The following is a 22,913-nucleotide window of genomic DNA, read 5'->3' as shown; positions in this document are numbered from 1 at the left end:
AACAATGTGAGCAACAACAAAAAAGAAATAGGCGTCATGAAGACACTAAAACAATTTTTCTATTTAGTTAAACCTTTTTGGGGGCAGCGTGCTGCCCTTTTCTGCTGGATACTCCTTTTCGCCTCTCTTGGCCTGACCCTGACATCGGTTTGGTTCAACGTCAAAATGAATGCGTGGAATGGTGACTTTTATAACTCACTGCAAAAGCTTGATGGACAAGCGCTATATGGGCTATTGCAATACTTTGTGATATTGGTCAGTGGGCTTATATTCGTAGTAGTAATGGGAAATTACCTCAAGCAAATGCTTGTTATTCGCTGGCGTAAAGGCATGACTGAACTCATCCTTGGTCGCTGGCTTTCCCCTAACAGCAAGCACTACATGCTCAGGCTCACTTCCCAAGAGCCTGATAACCCTGACCAACGTATTGCAGAAGATATCCGCTTATTAGTGGAATCTACCTTAAATTTATTAGTCACTTTCTTACATTCCATGTTAACCCTTGTATCCTTTGCCGCAATTTTATGGACACTATCAGGTAGTCTGACATTTACTTTTTCTGGCAGTGATTGGACCATTCCGGGTTATATGTTTTGGGCTTGTATTATTTACACCATTATTGGTATTGCACTAACTCAATGGATTGGATTTCCACTGCGTCGTTTACATATGGATAAACAACGTCGCGAAGCAGACTATCGTAGTTCATTGATTAACTGCCGCCAGCACGGCGATGCTATCGCAGGTCAACGCGGTGAAAATCAAGATAGAAAAGAGCTGATGGGTCGCTTTAGTGAAATCATTGGTAACTGGAATCGCTTAATCAGCTGTGAACGAAATCTGTCATTTTACACGGTGGGATATCAACAAGTTACAGCATTAGCACCTGTTTTATTAGCACTTCCTAAATTTCTTGCGGGTGAAATTATGTTAGGTGGCTTGATGCAATTACGCCAAGCCTTCAGCAGCGTGGCAACGTCGTTAGGTTGGTTTATTTTTGCTTATAAAGAAATTGCAGCATGGCAAGCGACGGTTTCACGTCTGTATAATTTTGTGATTTTACTGGAAAATGATAAAAATTCTGAAGTCAAAATTCAAGAAAACTCAATACCTTTAAGCGCCAATTTAACCGTTTCAACGGCCGACAATAGACAACTAATTAATCATGTTAGCTTAATCGCTAAACAAGGTGAATTGACGTTAATTTCAGGTCGTTCAGGCATCGGTAAATCGACATTGTTACGTACGCTAAGTGGTCATTGGCCATTTTTCTCTGGTGATATTTCACGAACCAATAGCGTAATGTGGATACCACAACGCCTTTATTTACCTATTAGCCGCTTAGATAGTTTATTAGCTTATCCACAAGCTATTTCTAAATTTAGCCTTGCTGATTTTCAATATGCACTGACCTTAGTTGGGCTGGAAAAACTTCATCATCAACTTACATTAGAAACCGATTGGAATAACCGACTTTCCGGTGGTGAGCAACAACGTATTATGTTTGCTCGTTTATTACTCAATCGCCCTAAATTGTTACTTTTAGATGAAACCACATCCGCCCTTGATGAAAATAGCGCATTAGAATTAATCGCTTTATTAAAGGCACAACTTCATGAAAGTGCGATTGTTTTAGTCAGCCATCAACGCTTTATTTCCTCACTGGCTGAACAGCAAATTGATCTATCTGAATTTAATGCCCACTTATCAACAGGAACACCAGAATATGCTTCGTAAAATCACGTTAGCGACATTTATTGGTCTGCTGCTAGGAGGCTGCGCGAGCAGTTCTATCAGTAAAAACTCACAGACTCTTTTGCCCGTTCGTAGCGATATTCAACATTATCAATTAGATAATGGATTACAAGTTTACCTGCTGCAACGTAGTCAACCGGGTGTTGAATTACGTTTATTGGTTAATAGCGGTTCGATACAAGAAAATGAGCAACAGCTCGGTTTAGCGCACTTTACTGAGCACATGGCCTTTAAAGGTACTAAACATTTCCCAGGTACAACCGGCTTTAAGCAACTTGAGCAACAGGGATTAAAACTGGGTAGCCATGTTAATGCAATTACCAGTCTAAATACCACTCTGTATAAGCTTTCATTACCGGAAGCAACACCAGCACAAGTAACAACAAGTTTACAGGTAATGGCAGATTGGGCATCTAACATGACTTTCGATCAAGAGGCTTTTGAGAAAGAGCGCCCTGTCATTGTTGAAGAATGGCGCCTACGCCAAGGTATGGGATTTCGCATCAATGATAGTCTTGAAAAACTACGCTACCACGGCAGTCGCTATGTTAATCGCAACCCTATCGGCTCATTAGATGTTGTTCGCCAAGCCCCGATTGAACAAGCCAAAAATTACTATCAAACATGGTATCAACCTCAGCGCATGACTTTGATTGTTATTGGTGATTTTAATTCATCATCAGTACGCAATGAAGTTAATACCCTATTTGCATTACCAAAACCTGAAAAAATCTCACAAGACGATCCGCAATGGAAAACCTTTGCAGGCTCAACCAATATGTTAGTTCAGGGAGTATTTGATAAAGAGCAAGGCGCTCGCTACGTACAGTTTTCCCTGCAAAAAGACGTCAGCGCACCATTAAATACCCGCCTTGGTCAAACTGATGACTTGCTCGATAACCTATGGCTCGCCATTTTAAATCAACGTTTCTCAGTAATGGTTGATAACGGCTTGATCCCCTCAATCAGTATTAATGAACAAGGGGCAATGTTAGATAATCAACGCCTACAACAATTAATGATTATTCACCCTAAAGGGAATGATTACACCGGAGCAACCGAGATCCTGTTTACTGAATTACAGCGACTTGCTACAGAGCCTGTCACACAAGAAGAGCTCGATAGTGTCAAACAAGCCATGTTAAAAAAATTGAGTCAGCAAGCCGCTTCTGAACAGCGCTACAGTAATGAATATCTTGCAGGCCAAGTGACTACCGCTCTTGAATACGATATGCCAATGTGGAACAAGCGCCAACAGCTCGATAATAGCTATCAGTTGATGAAAGACATTAAGCCACAAGACTTACAGCAGCATATCGCTAAATTTCTGCAAATCGCCTCTCCTCGTTTGGCGTTAATTGGACCTGATACTGATGCCGCAGCAATAGACAATGCCGCGTTTAATGCCCAGTGGCAGCGCATTCGTCAAAGCACTCCAGGACCATTTACCCTGCGTTCCCAAGCGATTCAATTGCAATTACCGAGCGTTGTAAAAGGGTCTATCGTTGAACAGTCTTCACTGCCCGTTGCGAAAACAGAGCACTGGACATTAAGTAATGGTATTCAGGTAATTGTTAAAGCAGATAAAAATCTCAAAGAAGACATTCAATTCAATTTACAACTTCCGGGTGGCCGTTCTTTAGAAACTGCACAAACCGCAGGGCTGACAGACTGGGCGTTGAAATTACCTGAAAGTAGTGGTTACGGCAATTACAGTGCCCGTGATCTCGCATTACTGGCAAAACAAAATCAGATTTCGCTGCGTCCTTATAGTGAACTACTTACCCACGGTTATCGTGGTAAAACGCCAGTCGATAACTTAGAAACCACATTACAACTGTTGCACTTGAAGCTAACTGCGCCACAATTTAGCGGTGAAAAACTGGAGCAACAAAAACAATCCTTTGCATTGAACCTGTCAAAAACACCGGTTGAACGTACTTTCCTCGATAATATTAATTTGGAAAGCTACAACCATGGCGAATTACTAGTAATTAATCCAAAAGGTGGTTGGAATCAATTCACTGCGCAGCAATTACAGCAAGCAAATCGCCAGCTGTTGACTTCAACCGCAGATATGACTTTGGTGATCACAGGTGCCGTCAATACTCGTGAATTAAAACCACTATTAGAACAATGGGTTGCATCTATCCCCGCCAGTAACCAAAAATTAACTTGGCGAGATCAAGGGATCATGCCAAAAATGGCAAGCTTTGATAAACGCTATCCCATCAGTAGCAGTGATAAAAGTATGGTGAGTATGCAATTTGCCGCGCCTGCGCAATGGACACAGCAAGATCAGCTCGCCATGCAGCTTCTTGATACTGTTGTCAGTCAACGTTTACGCGGTGAATTACGTGAAAAAGCCAGTGGTATCTATGCCCTCGGTTTTTCACAGATGTTGGCAAAAAAACCACAACCTTACTATTTTGCTCGCCTGAATTTTACCACCTCCCCAGAACGTGCTGATGAGATGATCCAAATTTCACAGAGAACTATTTCGCAAATACGCCAATCAGGTATTACAGAAAAAGAACTGACAGAAGCCAAAAATATCTGGCTGACTGAAAATGCACAAGTCACAGATAGTTCGGGTTATTGGACTGAAGCTCTGACGCAAATAGCTTCTGATGATAAGCAATATCAACGGTTAAACCAAGAACAAGGGATTATCCGTCAATTGTCAGTAGAAGATATTAACCGTTTAGCACGTCAATATTTAGGGCAAAACAGTAAAGTCTTTATGATGACGCCGTAGAAACTAAAATATAATGTTATTTAGCCAATAGTTAATATCAAACTGTTGGCTAAATAATAACAGAATAATTAGTGTTCCGTTGGATTATGCCAAATACTTCTTACTCCTGAAATAAAATTAAAAAAAACCTTCCGTATTCTGTTGCCAACATCACTTAATGAATTAGTAATTTTCTCACCGAAAGAAACTCTATGCTCTGAAATTATATTTTTAGCACAAGCCAGTTCCAATATCTTACTAATATCAGGATTTTTATCATATTGATATGCGGCTCCTTTTAATAATGTAACTCTAGCATCTTTAAGTATATTAATTGTATCTTTATTTTTAATTTCATTAAGTTTATTTTCAATGTAATTAGGTAATTCCCTTATGCGTCCTTTATTATCAATCGCTAATAAAGCCATATCCCTAATATCATCGACATTTTTATTTTCCTGTATTTTATGTAAATCAGATGTTGATGTTGATGTTGATATTGTTCTAGATTTAGGATGAAGTTTTTTTTCATACTGAATTCCAACCTCATAATTAAGTAGTTCATTTGATTTTTTCAAATTTAAAATAATTAACTCATCTTTATACTTCCAACTTTCAACATCACTTGGTTCTGTTGAAAGTTTTAAAATATTATATATTCTTTTTTTAATCCCTTCATTACCCTTTATTTTCTTTATATGACATTTGACTTTTTCTATAGCTTTATCTGAGTAATGGCTGTTTTTCAAGGTTGAGATTAAGACATCTTCTAAAACATCTACCGGTGGTAATTGGTCTTCCGTAACTGTTGCCTCTACGCCATTTTCAGGCATATTGTCTATTACTTCTGTTTTTAATAATTTATCAACTACTAAATTATTTCTTTGTTTTTTCATTAATAACTCTAAATATTTGTCCAATATTTTATTTATTTTTTCATGTATATTACTAGATAATTCACATTCAATTAAGTAACTCTTTATAGTACTAATTTCAAATATCATTTCATCATTATTTTTTTTACCTTTAATTATTTCAATTCTTTTTTCAATTTCATTGCATGTTTTGGCAGAAATATCATCATTAAATCTTTTTTTAAAGAAAATATCTTTTATTTCATCACTCTCTTTAATTAAATGATTTTTGCCATTTATATCTTTATTTTTATCTATAGTAGGAATACTATCTATTATAGCATCCAATTCTTTGGAAGATTCATTAATACAATCAGTGATAGAATCGCTTACTTTATTATCTAACGATATGCCATTACTCACATTTTTAGCTAAGGTATCATCAATCATTTTTTGTATCTTAATTTTGGCAGGAACGCATTTAAACTTAGTTAATGCATCACTAGCCTTAACAAGCTCATCCTTGAAAGGAAGATTGTTATTTTTTTGTGTAATGAACTCTATTCTTTTTGCCATTTTATTTAATGTTTCATCTTTTACCTTCTTATTATTAATTTTTTTATTAATCATTATTTGTAATGTATCAGATTCTGTTATATGTCTACTAATATAAAAACCCATACTTTATTTCCTTTAATTTAAGAGCTATTAAAAAAATAATATAGACACTTATAAAATAGTGATATCAAATAGCGATATTCATATTTTTGATGCTGAAAATAATATTATTTAATTCATATCATTGACAAGGCTAATACTTGATGTATTAATGCTTACATATAAAATAAATAAGATATATACAATGAATAACGTAACCATCCGCAGAGCAACCTTGAACGATGTTCCCTCTATCACTCAAATGCACGCCGACTATTCGGCCTATGCCAATACCTTACAGCTACCTTACCCAACAGAAAAAACCTGGGAAGTGCGATTAGGGGCAAATGATCCGCTCGTCACTCAATTTGTTGCCATGCTTGATGATAAGGTCGTTGGGCTATTAGTAATTAACCAAGCCAGTCAAGCTCGACGTAAACATGTCGCGACTTTTGGCATTACAGTCAGTGAAGCGCATCAAGGTAAAGGTATCGGCTCTCAGCTAATGCAAGTGATGGTCGATTACTGTGATAATTGGCTGAACATCCACCGTATCGAACTAGAAGTCTTTGCCACCAATGAGAGCGGTGTTGGACTCTATGAAAAATTCGGCTTTGAGCTTGAAGGGAAAATGCGTGACTACGCTTTTCGTGATGGGCAATATGTTGATGCAGTCATGATGAGCCGCATCAAGAAACGAGCTTAAAATTTAAGCCATAAAAAATGCCACGCTAAGTGTGGCATAAAACTATTATTAAGAAATATTAGAGACCCACTAAACTACGTAATGGAATACCAAATTGGCAATGCAACCGGCGGATCATTGGAAGCGTTAAATTACGTTTTCCATTCAAAATTTCATATACTCGGTTTGCTTTACCTATCGCAGATTCAAGGTCCTTAACCGTCAACCCTTGTTGCTCCATACGAAATTTTATTGCTTCGATAGGATCTGGCGCCTCAATAGGATGATGCTCCTTTTCATATTCTTCTATGAGTAAACACATCACCTCAAAATAATCCCCCTCTGGGGTATCTAGCTCTGGCTCATTATCAAACATCGGAGAAACCGCTCGCAGAGCCGCTTCATAATCTTGTTCTGTTCTGATGGGTTTAATTTTCATTATCATGACTCCAAATCCACCGTTTCTGCATCAACTTTATCATATTGTTTATGAGTTCCGATGAACTTAACAAATATCCATCCACGCTGATATGCAATAGCCACAATTAACCGGTAACAATTTCCTTTTATATTAAATACCGCTCGCTTATTTTTCAAAATACTTGCGCTACGATACATTCCTTTGATTTCTGAAGGGTTTTTCCAATTTGCCTTAATTGCTTCATCTATCCATGCCTTCAGAGGTTGTTCTGACTCAGGATACCTTACCCAAAAGTCTTTTAGCGCTTTTATAGAGATGATTTTCATCTTGCTAGCTTAGTCCCGAAATGGGACTTACTCAATATTAAATCCCATTTTGGGACTAACTTCAATCATATCTTATTTGCGCCATAAAAAATGCCACGCTTAACGTGGCATTCTTACAAAATAATTTAGGTTCGAATAAAAAATTATTTATCGCCTAACAGCACTGATTCTAATGCAATTTCAATCATTTCATTAAATGTAGTTTGACGCTCTTCTGATGAAGTTTGCTCGCCAGTTTTAATATGATCTGAAACAGTACAAATTGTCAGTGCACGTGCGCCAAACTCAGCAGCAACACCATAAATACCCGCAGCTTCCATTTCCACACCTAAGATACCGTATTTTTCCATCACTTTGAAAAAGTCAGGATCTGGCGAATAGAAAAGATCCGCAGAGAAAATGTTACCCACACGGACATTAGAACCTTTCGCTTTTGCAGCTTCTACTGCATTGTGCACTAAATCATAGTCAGCAATAGCGGCAAAGTCGTGATCTTTAAAACGTAGACGGTTAACTTTAGAGTCAGTACATGCCCCCATACCGATAACAACATCACGAAGCTTAACGTCATCCATCACTGCGCCACATGAACCAACACGAATAATCACTTTCACACCAAAATCAGTAATCAGTTCTTTCGCGTAAATAGAGCAAGAAGGAATACCCATACCGTGACCCATGACAGAAATTTTACGGCCTTTATAGGTACCAGTAAAACCTAGCATGCCACGTACGTTATTCACCTGACGCACGTCTTGAAGGAAGGTTTCTGCAATATACTTCGCACGTAATGGGTCGCCTGGCATCAGAACAACATCAGCGAAATCACCCATTTCAGCATTAATATGTGGAGTAGCCATTTTTATTCCCTTTAAATAATAAATTTAATTAAAATAATTAAGGTGGTCTCCCACCTTAATTTAAAATCTAAATGCTTAGAGCATTGATTTACCATAATCCATTGGTGATAAATCAAAATAATTAGCCACAGTCTGACCAATATCCGCGAAAGTTTCACGATGACCTAAAGAACCAGGTTTTACTTTTGGACCATAAATGAGAACAGGAATGTGCTCACGTGTATGATCAGTACCCGGCCAAGTTGGGTCGCAACCATGGTCAGCAGTTAAAATAAGAATGTCATCTTCTTTAACTAGTTTCATTAGTTCTGGTAGACGACGGTCAAATAATTCGAGCGCCGCAGCATAGCCTGCAACATCACGACGGTGACCATAAGATGAGTCGAAATCTACAAAGTTCGTGAAAACAATAGTGTTATCGCCAGCCAGTTTCATTTCTTCAATTGTTGCATCAAACAGCGCATCAAGTCCGGTTGCTTTGATTTTTTTGGTAATGCCAACATGGGCATAAATATCAGCAATTTTACCAACAGAAACTACTTCACCTTGTTTCTCTTCAACTAATTTTTTCAACATTGTTGGTGCTGGTGGCTCAACGGCTAAGTCATGACGGTTACCTGTACGTGCAAAGTTACCCGCTTTGTCGCCAACAAATGGACGCGCAATGACACGACCAATGTTGTAGCCGCCTTTGGTAAGCTCTTCACGTGCAATTTCACACAGCTCATACAGTTTGTCTAAGCCATACGTTTCTTCATGACAAGCAATCTGGAATACAGAGTCAGCAGAGGTATAGAAAATCGGTTTGCCGGTTTTCATATGCTCTTCACCCAGTTGATCAAGAATAACGGTACCTGATGAGTGACAGTTACCCAAGTAACCCGGAAGGTTTGCTCTTTTAACTAATGTATCAAGCAATTCTTGTGGGAAGCTATTTTCTTCATTACTGAAATAGCCCCAATCGAATAACACAGGTACACCCGCGATTTCCCAGTGGCCTGACGGAGTGTCTTTACCTGAAGAAATTTCGCTCGCATAGCCGTATGCACCAATAATTTCTGCGTTAGGATCAAGACCTGCTGGGAATGTTCCGCAAGATTCTTCCCCTGCCTTACCTAAACCGAGTTTAGTTAAATTAGGTAAATGCAATGGACCTTTACGGCCAATATCAGCTTCACCACGAGCACATGCATCTGCAATATGACCAAGTGTGTTTGCACCTACATCGCCGAATTTATCTGCATCATGTGCAGCACCGATCCCAAAGGAATCTAAAACCATAATAAATGTGCGTTTCATATTTATTCTCCTGCGGTATAGCAAGCCTTTACACCTGCTTGAACCTAAATTGTCTATTCGCTGATTTGACGATACACCATTGGTGTTGTTTCACTCGCTTTATCACCAATAATCATCGCATCACGGACTTCTTTAGCTGCCTCTTCCCATGCTTTTTCACTGTTAGCATGAATAATTGCAAGAGGTGTTTGCGTATCAACTTTAGTGCCTAAAGCCGCGATATCACTTAAACCAACGCTATAATCGATAGGATCTGTCGCTTTACGACGTCCTCCACCTAAAGTTACAACAGACATACCGAGCGCACGGGTATCCATCTGTGTGATGATACCGTCTTTTGGCGCATAAACAGCTTTGTTTAGCACTGCTGTTGGTAGATATTTGCTGTAATTTTCAACAAAATCACTTGGACCTTTTTGTGCTGCAACCATACGACCAAAGATCTCAGCTGCTTTACCGTTATCCAGCACTGCTTGTAATTTTTGGCGCGCTTCTTCTCGGTTGGCAGCCAGTGAACCTGATACTAGCATTTCAACACAAAGAGCCATGGTCACTTCATACAAACGTGGGTTGCGATATTCACCTGTTAGAAACTGTACCGCTTCACGAACTTCAACTGCATTACCTGCGCTTGAGGCCAGTACTTCATTCATGTCTGTTAACAAGGCTGTTGTTTTACAACCTGCGCCATTAGCCACTTGAACAATAGATTCAGCCAGTTGCTCTGATTTTTCGTAGGTTGGCATAAATGCGCCAGAACCGACTTTGACGTCCATAACTAATGCATCCAGACCTTCGGCAAGTTTTTTACCTAAGATTGACGCCGTAATTAAAGGAATAGAGTCAACGGTTGCGGTAATATCGCGCGTCGCATAAAAGCGTTTATCCGCCGGAGCCAGAGAATTTGTCTGACCAATAATCGCCACGCCGACATTGGTAATGATGTCACGAAAGCGCGCATCATCAGGGAAAATATCAAAACCTGGAATAGCTTCAAGTTTATCCAGCGTACCACCTGTATGGCCTAGTCCACGCCCCGAAATCATCGGCACATAACCGCCACAAGCCGCCACCATTGGTCCCAACATAAGCGAAGTTACGTCACCGACACCGCCAGTTGAATGTTTGTCAACCAATGGGCCATTGAGATTTAATGATTTCCAATTCAGTACCGTACCTGAATCACGCATAGCCAGTGTCAATGCGACACGTTCTGGCATAGTCATATCATTAAAATAAATCGTCATCGCTAATGCAGCGATTTGACCTTCTGAGACCGAATTATCACGCACGCCATTAATAAAGAAGCGAATTTCTTCTTCACTTAATGACTTACCATCACGTTTTTTACGAATAATTTCTTGCGCTAAAAACACGATATACTCCTCAATTCAAATAGAATTTATCGGCAATAACTACGCGGCTATCAACTTTAATAGCGAATAATAGCGCGCGTAAAATTGCAATGGTGATTAATAACTGCTGCTTGATTTTTTAGTATCAAAGCCGAGAGTATTTAATAAACTCGCCAGTAAGCTTGATGCCCCAAAACGGAAATGGCGGCTATCGGCCCAGTCATCACCTAAAATTCTACCTGCTAATGCTAAGTATTGTGCAGCTTCTTCAGCAGTACGCACGCCACCAGCTGGTTTAAAACCAACCGTTTTAGCCACACCCATATCATGAATAACTTGCATCATGATTTCGGCGCTTTCTAGCGTTGCATTTACAGGCACTTTTCCTGTTGAAGTTTTAATAAAATCAGCGCCTGCTTTGATTGAAATTTCTGACGCTTTACGGATCAATGCCGCATCTTTTAGCTCGCCTGTTTCAATAATAACTTTCAGTAATACGTTGTTAGCAGCGCAAACTTCTTTACAAGCTTTCACTAAATCAAAACCAATTTTTTCATTACCTGCAATCAGAGCGCGATATGGGAATACCACATCAACATCATCTGCACCATAAGCAATCGCTGCTTTAGTTTCCGCTACTGCAATTTCAATATCATCATTACCGTGCGGAAAATTGGTTACTGTTGCAATGCGAATATCTGGTGTACCTTGCTCACGTAAAGTTTTACGAGCAATAGGAATAAAGCGAGGGTAAATACAAATAGCAGCGGTATTACCTGCTGGGCTTTTAGCTTGATGACACAATGCAATGACTTTAGCATCAGTATCGTCATCATTTAAAGTGGTTAAATCCATCAGGTTCAGTGCGCGTTGCGCAGCCGCATTTAAATCAGTCATATAACTCTCCAACGTTGTTTATCTTCAGAACGACACGTTCTTTGTTGGCGAGCGGGCTTGTTCCATAAAGATGCTAGCCGGACTCTTTCCGAGCTAAGCAGCTGAGATCCTTCTCACCGCACGATACCCTAGAGTAACGTTACTCTAAGAACTAGCAGTTCCATTAGCAGCTTACTTGCCTCTATTTGACCATGGAACAGCGCTAATTTATGTGCTACAAATCACATTAATCGACTGAACGTTACATTATTAAAATAAAAAGTGTGAATCAGATCGCCATTATACGCTATTTAGCTTCAACTTGATTCTCTCAAATGGCTTTTTGATACCTTACTACATCATTAATTAGCTTAGCTAAGAATAGTTGAAAAATTGAAATTGGATATAAAACCCCAAAAAGAATATAACTGAATTAAATAAAAGCGGAAGGCCAAATGCCTTTCTACAAGGAATTAAGGATTAAATGATGTCCATTGCAGCGAGTATAAAACAGAAAACTGCAATTATTACATGGATTAAATAAGGTAATGTTCAAACGATGAGTACTCTTTAGCTCAAAACTCGCTATATCAATGATAATAACTTGGTATCATTAAAGCATTCAAAAAATTCACTTATTCCATAAAAAACCAATCAAAACAATAATTCACCATGGTAATTATATGTCGGTATTGCCATTCATTGTTTCAGATGAAATAACGCTAAACTGTTAATATAAAGTTGGTGCGCAATTTCGTCTGGAGATTCGTGCCGTAGTTCGCACAAAGAACGAAAAATTAAAGCAATACGCTCAGGTCGATTGGGTTCCCCCTGAAAGCCCGAGACAGGCATATCAGGCGCATCGGTTTCCAATAAAAGAGACGTTAGGGGCAATTCAGCCATAACTTGGCGAGTTTTATTTGCACGCTCATAAGTAATCGTGCCGCCCACACCGATATAATACCCTAATTTAACAAAGGCCTGCGCTTGAGAAAGGCTTCCAGCAAAACCATGTACAACCCCTTTAGCAGGCACATCTAAACGACGAAGCATGGCGGCCAATTGGTCATGACTTTTACGCGAATGCAGAATAACGGGTAAATCAAATTGTTTGGCCAATCTTAATTGTGCCGATAAAACCAACTTCTGACGCTCAAATAGCGGTTCTTGCATATAAAGATCAAGACCCACTTCACCAATAGCGACACATTTATTACTTTTTTGATTAAGAAAATCGGTGAGCACATCTAAATGCTCATCTTTAAACACATTTAAATATAACGGATGAAATCCCATTGCAGCATGCAATACTGAGTATTGATGAGCTAATTCCCAGACTCGTTCAAAGTTATCTAAACTAACGGTTGGAATGATGATATCGCTCACCCCTGCCTGATTGGCGAGCTGCAAACTATCAGACCATAACGGGTTAAATGGCGGAAAATCAAAATGACAATGTGTATCAATAAATTTTTGAGATGCAATATTTAAAAGCTTATCCATCACGATGTTCACTTGTTTGCAGTACTTGTGACTCAATAGAATCTATTGCTTCTCTGGCTAATGCAGGCACTAAATCATCTTGTTCTGGAATATCATCTAGTGGCTCATAAGAAATATTTTTTTCAATGAACCGACTGAAACGATTATTAGTAGAATCATGTTTATCAAAACTAGCACCAAGAGCAGCAATAAAGTAACGCCCACAGCGCCTTCCTGTATGATAATCCTGATTCAAAGAGCCAATTCGACTCCCCAATGCACTACTTTTAAGCGGCGTTGGTGGATAAATTTCAAATATCTGAACATCGTTTGGTGGATTTTCAATAAATTCTTGCGTTTTACGGTAACTTTTCAGATGAACTTTTAGCATTGCCGCCATACGTTGCAAGTTGCTGTTATCGCCTTCTAGCCAACGAGTCATTCTTTTTACCCATTCTGGCGTAAAATACATTTGGGAAGGAACCGTCCTAACAACAACAATCGTATCTGCACCGCGACGATAAGCTTCCTCTACTGGGATAGCCGCGCTAATTCCGCCGTCATGATATAACGTGCCGGCAAGCTCGACACCATCGCGGTAAAAACCGGGAATAGCACTTGATGCTCGAATAATATCAAGCCATGAATCAGCGTCTGGTTGTAAAAATTCAGCTGAAAAATCATCGCTCCGGCTAGTCCCCATATAGAACTCACGCCCTGATTTTATCTTTTCAAGTCCAATATCCATCTGCAAAGGGAACTCTTTGGCAATGGTATCAAGTAACCAATCAAGGTCGATAAGATGTCCACCACGAATAAATCTCAGTGGATTAAAAAATAGAGGGTTCGTTGTATAACGGGTGATCACACGACGCGCATACCCAGCTTGCCCGCATATATAAGCAGAAAGATTTTGTGCTCCCGCAGAAGTGCCAATCATCAAATCAAAAGGATTAAAGCCTGCGATAAGAAACTCGTCCAGTACACCAGCGGTAAAAATACCACGCTGCCCACCACCTTCACAGATAAGCGCAGTTTTCCCTGAATTGATTTCATCAAAAAACGCCAGAGGCTCAATTGTGCCCAGTGTAACTGATACGTGCTTTCCCATAAATACCCTTTGGCAATACGCTACATTGCATTTGTATTAAAAATACAATGCGAAACTTTCTATGATTTATTCAATAAAATGATTCAAATGAAAGTGATGACTTATATCGTAACTTACACAAAAATGAGCTTTCAATGAAAGCCCATTTTAACTAAATTGAACAATAAGTATGCAGCATTTTGAGGCATTATCACATTCTAAAGGTAATTAATTAGCAACAACTAAACCATTTTGAACAGATTTGACGCCTTTGATTGTCGATACAGCCTGAACAATTTTATTGATTTGGTCATCTGATTTAACAAAACCTGACAGATACACAACCTTATCAATCGTTTTAACAGAGACACTGTTGCTTGGTATACCGCTTGTGGATAATAGTTTACTTTTCACATTAGCGGTAATAGCAGAGTCATCCATATATTGGTCGGTGTTTTTAGCCCCAGTTGAAATAGCCTCGCCCGTATCTTTGCCCGCCATATCAACCGTTTTAGCGGCGCTATCCCATGTTTCGGATGCTTGCTTTTTCAAGGCGCTATCTGACGATGAGCTACAAGCAAACAATGCCCAGCTCAACCCAATTACCCCAAGTGAGCGTAATAGCGTTGTCTTTTTCATAGGTACCTTCCTTTCTCTGTTATTAATTAGCCAATAATATAGCCTAAGTAAAAAAACGCGAAAAATAAAGTTAAATAATATAAAGACAGAATATTCTTGATAAATTTAAAGCTTAAATAGGAAGAAGTTCTTTTTTAGATGATTGATATAAGGAGAGATCACTATTAGATCCCCACTATCAATGAATTGTTTGATAGTGGGTCACTCGAAAATGCATTATTGCAATGTATGATACCGCGAATAATTAGTGTTCACGAGTCTTGCGGAATTTAACTTCGGGATAACGTTCGCTAGTCAAATTAAGATTAACCATCGTTGGTGCAATATACGATAGATTATCACCGCCATCTAAGGCTAAATTCAGCTCATTTTTACGCTTAAATTCTTCAAATTTCTTCACGTCATCACATTCAACCCAACGCGCAGTTGAAACGTTAACGGTTTCATAAATGGCTTCGACGTTGTATTCACTTTTCAGTCGAGATACAACAACATCAAACTGAAGCACACCCACTGCACCAACAATCAGATCATTATTGGTCAATGGACGGAAGACCTGAACAGCACCTTCTTCAGATAGTTGGACCAAACCTTTAAGTAATTGTTTTTGTTTCAGCGGATCGCGTAGACGAATACGGCGGAACAATTCAGGGGCAAAGTTAGGAATACCAGTAAATTTCAAATCTTCACCTTGTGTGAAGGTATCACCAATTTGAATAGTTCCGTGATTATGCAGACCAATAATATCTCCTGCATAGGCATGTTCTACTTGAGAACGGTCACCAGCCATAAAGGTCAACGCATCGGAAATAACCACATCTTTCTTGATGCGAACTTGGCGTAATTTCATGCCTTTTTCATAGGTGCCAGAAACGATGCGCATAAACGCAACACGGTCACGGTGTTTCGGATCCATATTGGCCTGAATTTTGAATACAAACCCAGTGAATTTTTCTTCTGTTGCTTTCACTTCACGCACATCAGTTTGACGAGGTTGCGGTGAAGGAGCCCACTTAACCAAGCCATCAAGCATATGATCAACACCAAAGTTACCAAGTGCAGTCCCGAAGAAAACAGGAGTTAATTCCCCTTCCAAGAAAGCGTCGTGATCGTATTCATGAGAAGCGCCTTGAACTAATTCAAGTTCATCACGCAGCTGTTTAGCCAGATCATCACCCACGGCAACATCAAGATCGGGATTATTTAGCCCTTTGATAATACGAACTTCTTGAATCGTATGACCCTGTCCAGTTTGATATAAAATGGTTTCATCACGTAATAAATGATAAACCCCTTTAAATAATTTACCGCAGCCAATAGGCCAAGTAATAGGACAACACGCAATTTTTAGCTCGTTTTCAACTTCATCGAGCAATTCCATTGGATCACGAATATCACGGTCGAGCTTATTCATGAAAGTTAAAATTGGTGTATCACGTAAGCGAGTGACTTCCATCAACTTACGCGTCCTATCTTCAACCCCTTTACCCGAGTCAATCACCATTAAACAGCAGTCAACCGCCGTTAATGTACGATAAGTATCTTCAGAGAAGTCTTCGTGACCTGGGGTATCGAGAAGATTAACCAGACAATCATGATATGGAAATTGCATTACAGATGTGGTGATTGAAATACCACGTTGCTTTTCCATTTCCATCCAGTCAGATTTTGCATGCTGATTAGAACCACGCCCTTTTACTGTCCCCGCACGTTGAATTGCGTTTCCAAACAATAGCACCTTTTCAGTGATAGTTGTTTTACCCGCATCGGGGTGAGATATAATAGCAAACGTCCTACGCGTGCTCACTTCATGTAGAAAATTCTGATCTGTCATTTAACCGTCTTTTCATCTGTATACAGATTTGTACATGCATTAGGCGAGGCAAAACTTGGCTCTTAGCTTAGCAAATCCGTCTTGTTAATCGTAATTGGCGGATATTTTCGCAGATCTTGGGGTTATAAACAATCAAAGCATCTAGATACTGTAAAAAAACAATATCTAGATTCAGCGTAACTTGATTCTAATTTTTAATTCGCGATCAAAAAAATCAAGCCAATATCAACTGAGCAATTTCTTCACCCAGAGCCTGAGTACTTGCATTTCCGCCCATATCACGAGTTAAATTACGGCGTTCTTTAATGGCAGTTTCAACCGCTGCCATAATAGTGTCATGTACTTGTGGACAGCCCAAATGCTGCATCATCATGGCTGCGGCCCAAATTGTACCGATTGGATTAGCAATGTTTTGACCTGCGATATCTGGCGCTGAGCCATGAACGGGTTCAAACATCGATGGAAATTGCTTTTCAGGGTTAATATTAGCAGAAGGTGCAATAGCAATAGTGCCAGTACAAGCGGGTCCTAAATCAGACAAAATATCACCAAATAAATTAGACCCAACAATTACATCATAATACTCAGGCATTCTGACTAGATTTGCCGCGAAAATATCAATATGGAATTGATCAACTTTCACATCACTGTATTGTTTCGCCATCTCGGCCACTCGGCTGTCCCAATATGGCATTGAGTGGAACAAACCATTCGATTTTGTCGCCGAGCTTACATGTTTTTTGTCACGAGAACGCGCTAACTCAAAGGCATATTTTAAAATGCGGTCTGTGCCTTTACGGGTAAAAATACTTTGCTGACAAACCATTTCATCTTCAGTACCTTCATATTGAATGCCGCCAATCGCTGAATATTCCCCTTCCACATTTTCGCGCACGACATAAAAATCAATATCACCCGGTTTTTTATCAGCTAAAGGTGATTTTATTCCTTCAAATAAACGCACAGGACGCAAGTTAACGTATTGGTTGAAGGCACGACGAATCGGCAGTAACAAACCCCATAAAGAAATATGATCAGGCACACCAGGAAATCCGACAGCGCCAAGGAAAATAGCATCAAATTTTTTCAATTGTTCTAAGCCATCTTCAGGCATCATGCGTCCTGTACGGTGGTAAGTTTCACATGACCAATCAAAATGCGTAAAATTAAGTTTTATATTATGTTTACGCGCTGCGGCCTCTAAAACTCTTAACCCTTCAGGAATAACTTCAGTACCAATTCCATCGCCAGGAATCACGGCTATATTGAACGATGACATAGTGAAAACCTCGGATAAATGAATATATTTAGCTACATTCAGACCAGCTTATCCGCGTTTTACCTAATTGGCATCAAATCTCTGACGTTTATGCTGTTTATTTTAGAAGTATTAGAAACAGCGCTAATTTACGCAGTTTTTATTGAAAATAATCTCTAGATACATTGACATCATGTAAATTTGAATGAGTTATTAAATAGCATTTTTGAAATAAATACATATTAAATACAAAGATAAATCAATAAGTAATAAAAACCACGACACTGCATCGTTCACAGTTCACCATGGTTTCATGTTTAAAAAAAGGAATTAATCAATAGCGAATATTTAAACTATTTATCTGTAAATTCGTTGTCTTTAAATAAGTTATCCTCAAACAAGGTCAATGCTAAAACTAACGCATCTTCACGACCTTTTTTCGCGGGATAATAGTCTTTACGCACAGTAGCTTGATGAAAACCAAGTTTATCATACAGATGCAAAGCAGAGGCATTAGACTCTCTGACTTCTAACCATAGCGTAAGAATACCCTTTGCAATTAGGTCGCTAATGAGCTTCTCAAGTAACAAACGACCATAACCCTTGCCTTGATAATCGGGATGAATAGCAATATTAAATAGTGTTGCCTCATCTAGAACATATTGAGTTATCGCATAACCAACAATTTGATTATTAATAGAAATTTTAAGATTATGATACTTTTCCCCTTGATTCCCATAAAAAACACGCTCAGTCCAGGGGAAATCATGGCTTAGTTTCTCAATTAAGAAGGCTGTCGCAAGATCAGATTGTTTTAGTGTTGAAATTTTCATCATTTTGATAAATTTGTTTCCATAGTGCCTGTTTAGCGTCACGACTTACCATCAACTCAGACAAAACAGGTGAAATAAACGTGATTTTTGAACCTTCAGGCTGAGCTTCACTACCGAGTGTCCAACAAGGAATTGTTATTGGTGTTGGAATTAAGTTTAGCTGCTCTGAATTAATACAAACCACATCTGCCGAAGAGACATTCATTGTCAAAAAAATATCTTTTAGCAAACGGCTATTTAAATCAAGGTTCTCATCAGTAATAATAATAAGCTTAGTCGATTCTGGTATCCTTACACCACGTTCACCGCGAAGCACAGTCGGATTTCTCACCACCCATTGAGTGATCCCCATTTGCTCTAAAAGCTTGTCGCGTCGTGTCATTTTTCTTCCAGTCGCTATTTATTAACAACCACATCTTATCAAAGGGGATTAATAGCGCCAACAGAGCAATGCTATTTCTCTATTTTCTGGTAAGGTAGCGTGAATTATTTATCATTTTAGGAGATTGACAGAATATGTCATTACTGACACCTGCCAGCGAAGTTTTACAACGCCATCTCGAACATTTTACCGATCGTCATGTCATTTTGGCTGGTGACATTCAGGATGAATTTGCCGCTATTCTTGAAGCCGCAAGTGTACGTGTTCTCACTAACCAGTTCCATCGCTGGAAAAATTTACAGCCGTTAATCGGTGATAATGCACTTTTTTCTGCAACAACTCCCGCAGAATTTATCCAGCCTTGTGATACCTTAATCTATTACTGGCCAAAAAATAAGCAAGAAGCATGTTTTCAATTAGATGACCTTTGTACGCATCTTGCTGCTGGTAGCCAAATTTTTGTCGTCGGTGAAAACCGGAGTGGCGTTAAAAGTGCTGAATCCATCATGGAAGGCATCTCAACACTGCAAAAAATTGACTCTGCTCGGCGCTGTGGTCTATATCATGGAGAATTAGAACAGCCGACTACTTTTGATATTAAGCGCTGGTGGCGCGGTTATCAAATTGATAACGTCAAAATTCATGCTCTTCCAGGTGTATTTAGTCATGAAGAACTCGATATTGGTAGTGATTTACTGCTCTCGACTCTAACTAACCCAATGAGCGGTAATATACTCGATATTGCCTGTGGTAATGGCGTATTAGCCGCCGTAATTGGGACACAAAACCCAGATGTTACGCTAACCTTAAGTGATGTGAGTGCATCCGCTATCGCCTCTTCAATTGCAACTCTTGAAGCAAATAAACTCACCGGTAAAGTGCTCGCCAGTGATGTGTATTCTGATATCGATGATAAATTTGATTGGATATTGTCAAACCCACCTTTCCATGATGGTTTGAATACGAGCTATAGCGCGGTAGAAGCGATGATCTTACAAGCACCTAAGTACCTAAAAAAAGGTGGCCATTTCCGTATTGTAGCCAATGCTTTCTTACCCTACCCTGAACTATTAGATAAAGCCTTTGGCGGTCATGAACTACTAGCTAAAACAGGTAAATTCAAGGTTTACCAATCAACCAAGCGCTAATCAATACACATTTTTAATTATCATTAAATACTTAAGTGGTCAGCTTTATACGCTGGCCATTATTTTTACGATAAATACATCGAGATAAGTAAACAGCAATACTTATATACCATTTTATTTGTTTATAAATAAGTTGTAGACATTTGATTACTAATAAACAGTATGTTTTTAACTACATATCATTGAAGGGTTATAAAACAACGGATTCAATAAGCTACAAACTCTAGTGAGCAAGAACCCTATAATTCAAGTTTCTATTTTGCACCAATATATTCTTACCGATATACAGCTCTTAACATTAAAATTGGATAATTCATTCTTGATTTCTAATATTCTTTCTAATACCTAATTCTCTTTGTTTATGTACTAGGGTGCTGAGCTCTGTAAGACAAAAGCAATTAAAAAGCACAGTAATGAAATAACAGCAGGAATAATCAGTAATCGTCGAGAACCACGATTAAATAGCATTCCCGCAGTTGCAACCATCATCACTATCATTACGATTTTTAGGTTTTCTAACCCGATGCTGCTGAGCAAATATGCAATGCTCAACAATATTACGGTGAAAACACCCCATATACCTGCGCCTATACGCCTTAAACCAGTTGCTTTTGAGAGAGTAGTTGGCATAGCGATTCAACCTATTAAATGATAATGATTATCAATCATATCTCGTTTTTAGCAAAATTCAATCTTAATTTTTTGAAATAATTTCACTCAATTTGCAGCTAAAGTGTCCAATAAAAAAACACCAGCAACTAGAAGGAAGAAGTACTGGTGACTTATATAAATTATAAATAAATATAAACCATAAATAAAAAATTCTCCGTAACATCCTGTCACGGAGAATTTGTACTATATGTACTACAGGGTTGGTATTACTGTTTCAATCCCATCGCATCGCGCATGGTAAAGAATAAATCTGTTTGGTCAGTTAGACCCATCACGTTAGCAGCATGTGGACCATATGCAGCAACTCGCAATTGAGCACCAGTGTGTTCCTGTGAATCATCTTCTTCAGAGTTACCGTAGTTCACCACCATCACCGAACCATCTTTAGTGATTAGCGCTTGAGTCAAACCTGTTGATTTCGTTCCTTCAGGAATAATTTGGCTTGAATGTGAATGGTCAGCTGTAACGATAACCAATGTATCACCGTGTTTCTTAGCGAAATCTAAGCCTACTTGTACAGCTTGATCAAGGGCAACCGTTTCACCGATTTGACCGCATGGATTCGCTTTATGATCTTGCTTATCGATAGAAGCACTTTCTACTTGTAAGAAGAAACCATTTGGATTGACTTCTAACAAATTGATCGCTTTTTCAGTCATTTGTGCCAATGTAGGTGCATCAGGGTTTAATTTTGGATTTGGTTTACATTCCAACGGTTCATTTTTCAAGTTGCCTTGATAAATTGCTTTTGGACCTTCCCAAGCTACAGTCATATTGCCGTCATGAAATAAACCTAAAACAGGTTTGTTTTGGTTAGCTTCTTTGATAGCGTCCAACGATTTCGCATCACGAACAATGTTATATCCACGCTCGACAGCTTGCTGTTCTAGCGTTTTACCTTTGTAATCACCAGCTTTAGCTTGCTGTGTAAAACTTTTAGCACCGCCGCCTAAAGTTACATCAGCACGTGTCACTAATAACTGTTCAGAGATAGAACCACGACCACCATTTTCTAACGCATTCGTGGCGCATTTCTCAGTTGTTTCTTCTGGTCCATAACATTTGCGGCCTGACACATGAGAAAACTGCGCTGCTGGTGTAGCATCTTGAATTTCAGATGTTGTCACGTTACCTGTTGCTTTACCGTGACGCTTAGCAATCTCAATTAAGGTTTCGTGATCTTTACCAAAAACATCAATGCCTAATGCACCGTTATAGGTTTTAACACCAGAAGACCATGATGTAGCAGAGGCAGCAGAATCTGTAACATAATCAGGTTTTTGCGTTTTTTTATCTAACGCATAATGCGTATATTGGCCTGTAATAGGTAACGCATCGATTCCTTTAAAGAAACCACTCGCGCCCTCTGCATAATTACGTGCGACAGTAATTTCTGAGTCGCCCATTCCATCACCAATAAACAAAATAACATTTTTTGCTTGTCCGTTATGAAGTGCCGCTTTCATGATGTCAGTTTGTTCTGTTGCAAGGCGTCGAGCGCCACCAAACTTTGTAATATCACCTTGTGCTGCGCGGTTTTCAGAAACTGCATCATTTTTTTCGGCAGCAACCGCAGGAATAACACTACCTAAAATCAATGCACTTACAGTGACGGCCAAAATAGATTTCATAAAATTACCTGTCATAACTGTTTCCTTGCCAATAAAAGAAGATAAAGAAGTAACTGCTTCGAATAATGACAAGCATCCTAAAGGAACCAAATGACAGTTGGATGACGCTTTTATGTCGA

At 39.0% G+C, this 22,913-nt stretch carries 20 protein-coding genes; 4 read left to right on the top strand and 16 right to left on the bottom strand.

Going from position 1 to position 22,913, the window contains the following annotated elements; genetic code table 11:
• Positions 1-36: 36 nt before the first annotated feature.
• On the top strand, positions 37-1,737 hold the full coding sequence (locus tag DD649_RS14610) for an ABC transporter ATP-binding protein/permease (protein WP_294108156.1): 1,701 nt from the start codon (positions 37-39) through the stop codon (positions 1,735-1,737).
• Positions 1,727-4,513 carry an insulinase family protein gene (locus tag DD649_RS14605; RefSeq protein WP_294108155.1) on the top strand — a complete coding sequence of 929 codons (2,787 nt, stop codon included), beginning with the start codon at positions 1,727-1,729 and terminating at the stop codon, positions 4,511-4,513. Before DD649_RS14610 ends, DD649_RS14605 begins: the two co-directional genes overlap by 11 nt.
• A 68-nt stretch (positions 4,514-4,581) precedes the next feature.
• Here DD649_RS14605 and DD649_RS14600 read toward each other — a convergent pair whose 3' ends face one another.
• Positions 4,582-6,027, bottom strand: a complete 1,446-nt coding sequence (locus DD649_RS14600) for a hypothetical protein (protein ID WP_294108153.1) — start codon at positions 6,025-6,027, stop codon at positions 4,582-4,584.
• Between the two features lie 181 nt (positions 6,028-6,208).
• On the opposite strand from DD649_RS14600, the gene DD649_RS14595 reads away from it, so the two are divergent.
• Positions 6,209-6,709, top strand: a complete 501-nt coding sequence (locus DD649_RS14595; protein WP_294108151.1) for a GNAT family N-acetyltransferase — start codon at positions 6,209-6,211, stop codon at positions 6,707-6,709.
• A 58-nt stretch (positions 6,710-6,767) separates the two neighbouring features.
• Here the strand turns inward: DD649_RS14595 and DD649_RS14590 are convergent, their stop codons facing one another.
• The 13 genes from DD649_RS14590 to DD649_RS14530 form a co-directional block, all read right to left on the bottom strand.
• On the bottom strand, positions 6,768-7,127 hold the full coding sequence (locus DD649_RS14590) for a helix-turn-helix domain-containing protein (RefSeq protein ID WP_294108149.1): 360 nt from the start codon (positions 7,125-7,127) through the stop codon (positions 6,768-6,770).
• A gap of 2 nt (positions 7,128-7,129) precedes the next feature.
• Entirely contained in the window at positions 7,130-7,435 is a 306-nt protein-coding gene (locus tag DD649_RS14585) for a type II toxin-antitoxin system HigB family toxin (protein ID WP_336430887.1), read from the bottom strand.
• A gap of 143 nt (positions 7,436-7,578) precedes the next feature.
• The gene (gene deoD, locus DD649_RS14580; RefSeq protein ID WP_294108145.1) at positions 7,579-8,295 is read right to left on the bottom strand and encodes a purine-nucleoside phosphorylase; all 717 of its coding nucleotides are present in this window, start codon (positions 8,293-8,295) and stop codon (positions 7,579-7,581) included.
• Between the two features lie 75 nt (positions 8,296-8,370).
• Positions 8,371-9,594, bottom strand: a complete 1,224-nt coding sequence (gene deoB / locus DD649_RS14575) for a phosphopentomutase (protein WP_294108143.1) — start codon at positions 9,592-9,594, stop codon at positions 8,371-8,373.
• A 53-nt stretch (positions 9,595-9,647) separates the two neighbouring features.
• Entirely contained in the window at positions 9,648-10,970 is a 1,323-nt protein-coding gene (gene deoA / locus DD649_RS14570; RefSeq protein WP_294108141.1) for a thymidine phosphorylase, read from the bottom strand.
• A gap of 96 nt (positions 10,971-11,066) precedes the next feature.
• Complete coding sequence (gene deoC, locus DD649_RS14565; protein WP_294108139.1) at positions 11,067-11,846, bottom strand: deoxyribose-phosphate aldolase; 780 nt, start codon at positions 11,844-11,846, stop codon at positions 11,067-11,069.
• Between the two features lie 678 nt (positions 11,847-12,524).
• Entirely contained in the window at positions 12,525-13,328 is an 804-nt protein-coding gene (locus tag DD649_RS14560; protein WP_336430886.1) for a TatD family hydrolase, read from the bottom strand.
• Entirely contained in the window at positions 13,321-14,418 is a 1,098-nt protein-coding gene (locus DD649_RS14555) for a patatin-like phospholipase family protein (RefSeq protein WP_294108135.1), read from the bottom strand. The genes DD649_RS14560 and DD649_RS14555 overlap by 8 nt, the downstream gene beginning before the upstream one ends.
• 207 nt (positions 14,419-14,625) lie before the next feature.
• The gene (locus DD649_RS14550) at positions 14,626-15,036 is read right to left on the bottom strand and encodes a BON domain-containing protein (RefSeq protein ID WP_294108133.1); all 411 of its coding nucleotides are present in this window, start codon (positions 15,034-15,036) and stop codon (positions 14,626-14,628) included.
• 244 nt (positions 15,037-15,280) lie between these two features.
• Entirely contained in the window at positions 15,281-16,870 is a 1,590-nt protein-coding gene (gene prfC / locus DD649_RS14545) for a peptide chain release factor 3 (protein WP_294108132.1), read from the bottom strand.
• A 214-nt stretch (positions 16,871-17,084) separates the two neighbouring features.
• On the bottom strand, positions 17,085-18,149 hold the full coding sequence (locus tag DD649_RS14540) for a tartrate dehydrogenase (protein ID WP_336430885.1): 1,065 nt from the start codon (positions 18,147-18,149) through the stop codon (positions 17,085-17,087).
• A 332-nt stretch (positions 18,150-18,481) separates the two neighbouring features.
• Complete coding sequence (gene rimI, locus DD649_RS14535) at positions 18,482-18,964, bottom strand: ribosomal protein S18-alanine N-acetyltransferase (protein ID WP_336430883.1); 483 nt, start codon at positions 18,962-18,964, stop codon at positions 18,482-18,484.
• Entirely contained in the window at positions 18,933-19,343 is a 411-nt protein-coding gene (locus tag DD649_RS14530; protein ID WP_336430882.1) for a DNA polymerase III subunit psi, read from the bottom strand. Before DD649_RS14530 ends, rimI begins: the two co-directional genes overlap by 32 nt.
• A 134-nt stretch (positions 19,344-19,477) precedes the next feature.
• Here DD649_RS14530 and rsmC point away from each other — a divergent pair, with 134 nt between their 5' ends.
• Complete coding sequence (gene rsmC / locus DD649_RS14525; RefSeq protein WP_294108129.1) at positions 19,478-20,491, top strand: 16S rRNA (guanine(1207)-N(2))-methyltransferase RsmC; 1,014 nt, start codon at positions 19,478-19,480, stop codon at positions 20,489-20,491.
• Between the two features lie 366 nt (positions 20,492-20,857).
• Here the strand turns inward: rsmC and DD649_RS14520 are convergent, their stop codons facing one another.
• Both DD649_RS14520 and phoA read right to left on the bottom strand, forming a co-directional pair.
• Positions 20,858-21,121: a DUF1435 family protein gene (locus DD649_RS14520; protein WP_294108128.1), complete on the bottom strand. Its 264-nt coding sequence runs from the start codon at positions 21,119-21,121 to the stop codon at positions 20,858-20,860.
• 248 nt (positions 21,122-21,369) lie between these two features.
• Positions 21,370-22,809: an alkaline phosphatase gene (gene phoA / locus DD649_RS14515; protein ID WP_294108126.1), complete on the bottom strand. Its 1,440-nt coding sequence runs from the start codon at positions 22,807-22,809 to the stop codon at positions 21,370-21,372.
• Positions 22,810-22,913 lie beyond the last annotated feature (104 nt).

Origin of the sequence: Providencia sp., from assembly GCF_003533305.1 — a bacterium.
Taxonomy (GTDB): Bacteria; Pseudomonadota; Gammaproteobacteria; order Enterobacterales; family Enterobacteriaceae; genus Providencia.
The sequence above is the reverse complement of the archived record's forward strand: the minus strand, read 5'-3'. Positions and strand labels throughout refer to the sequence as shown.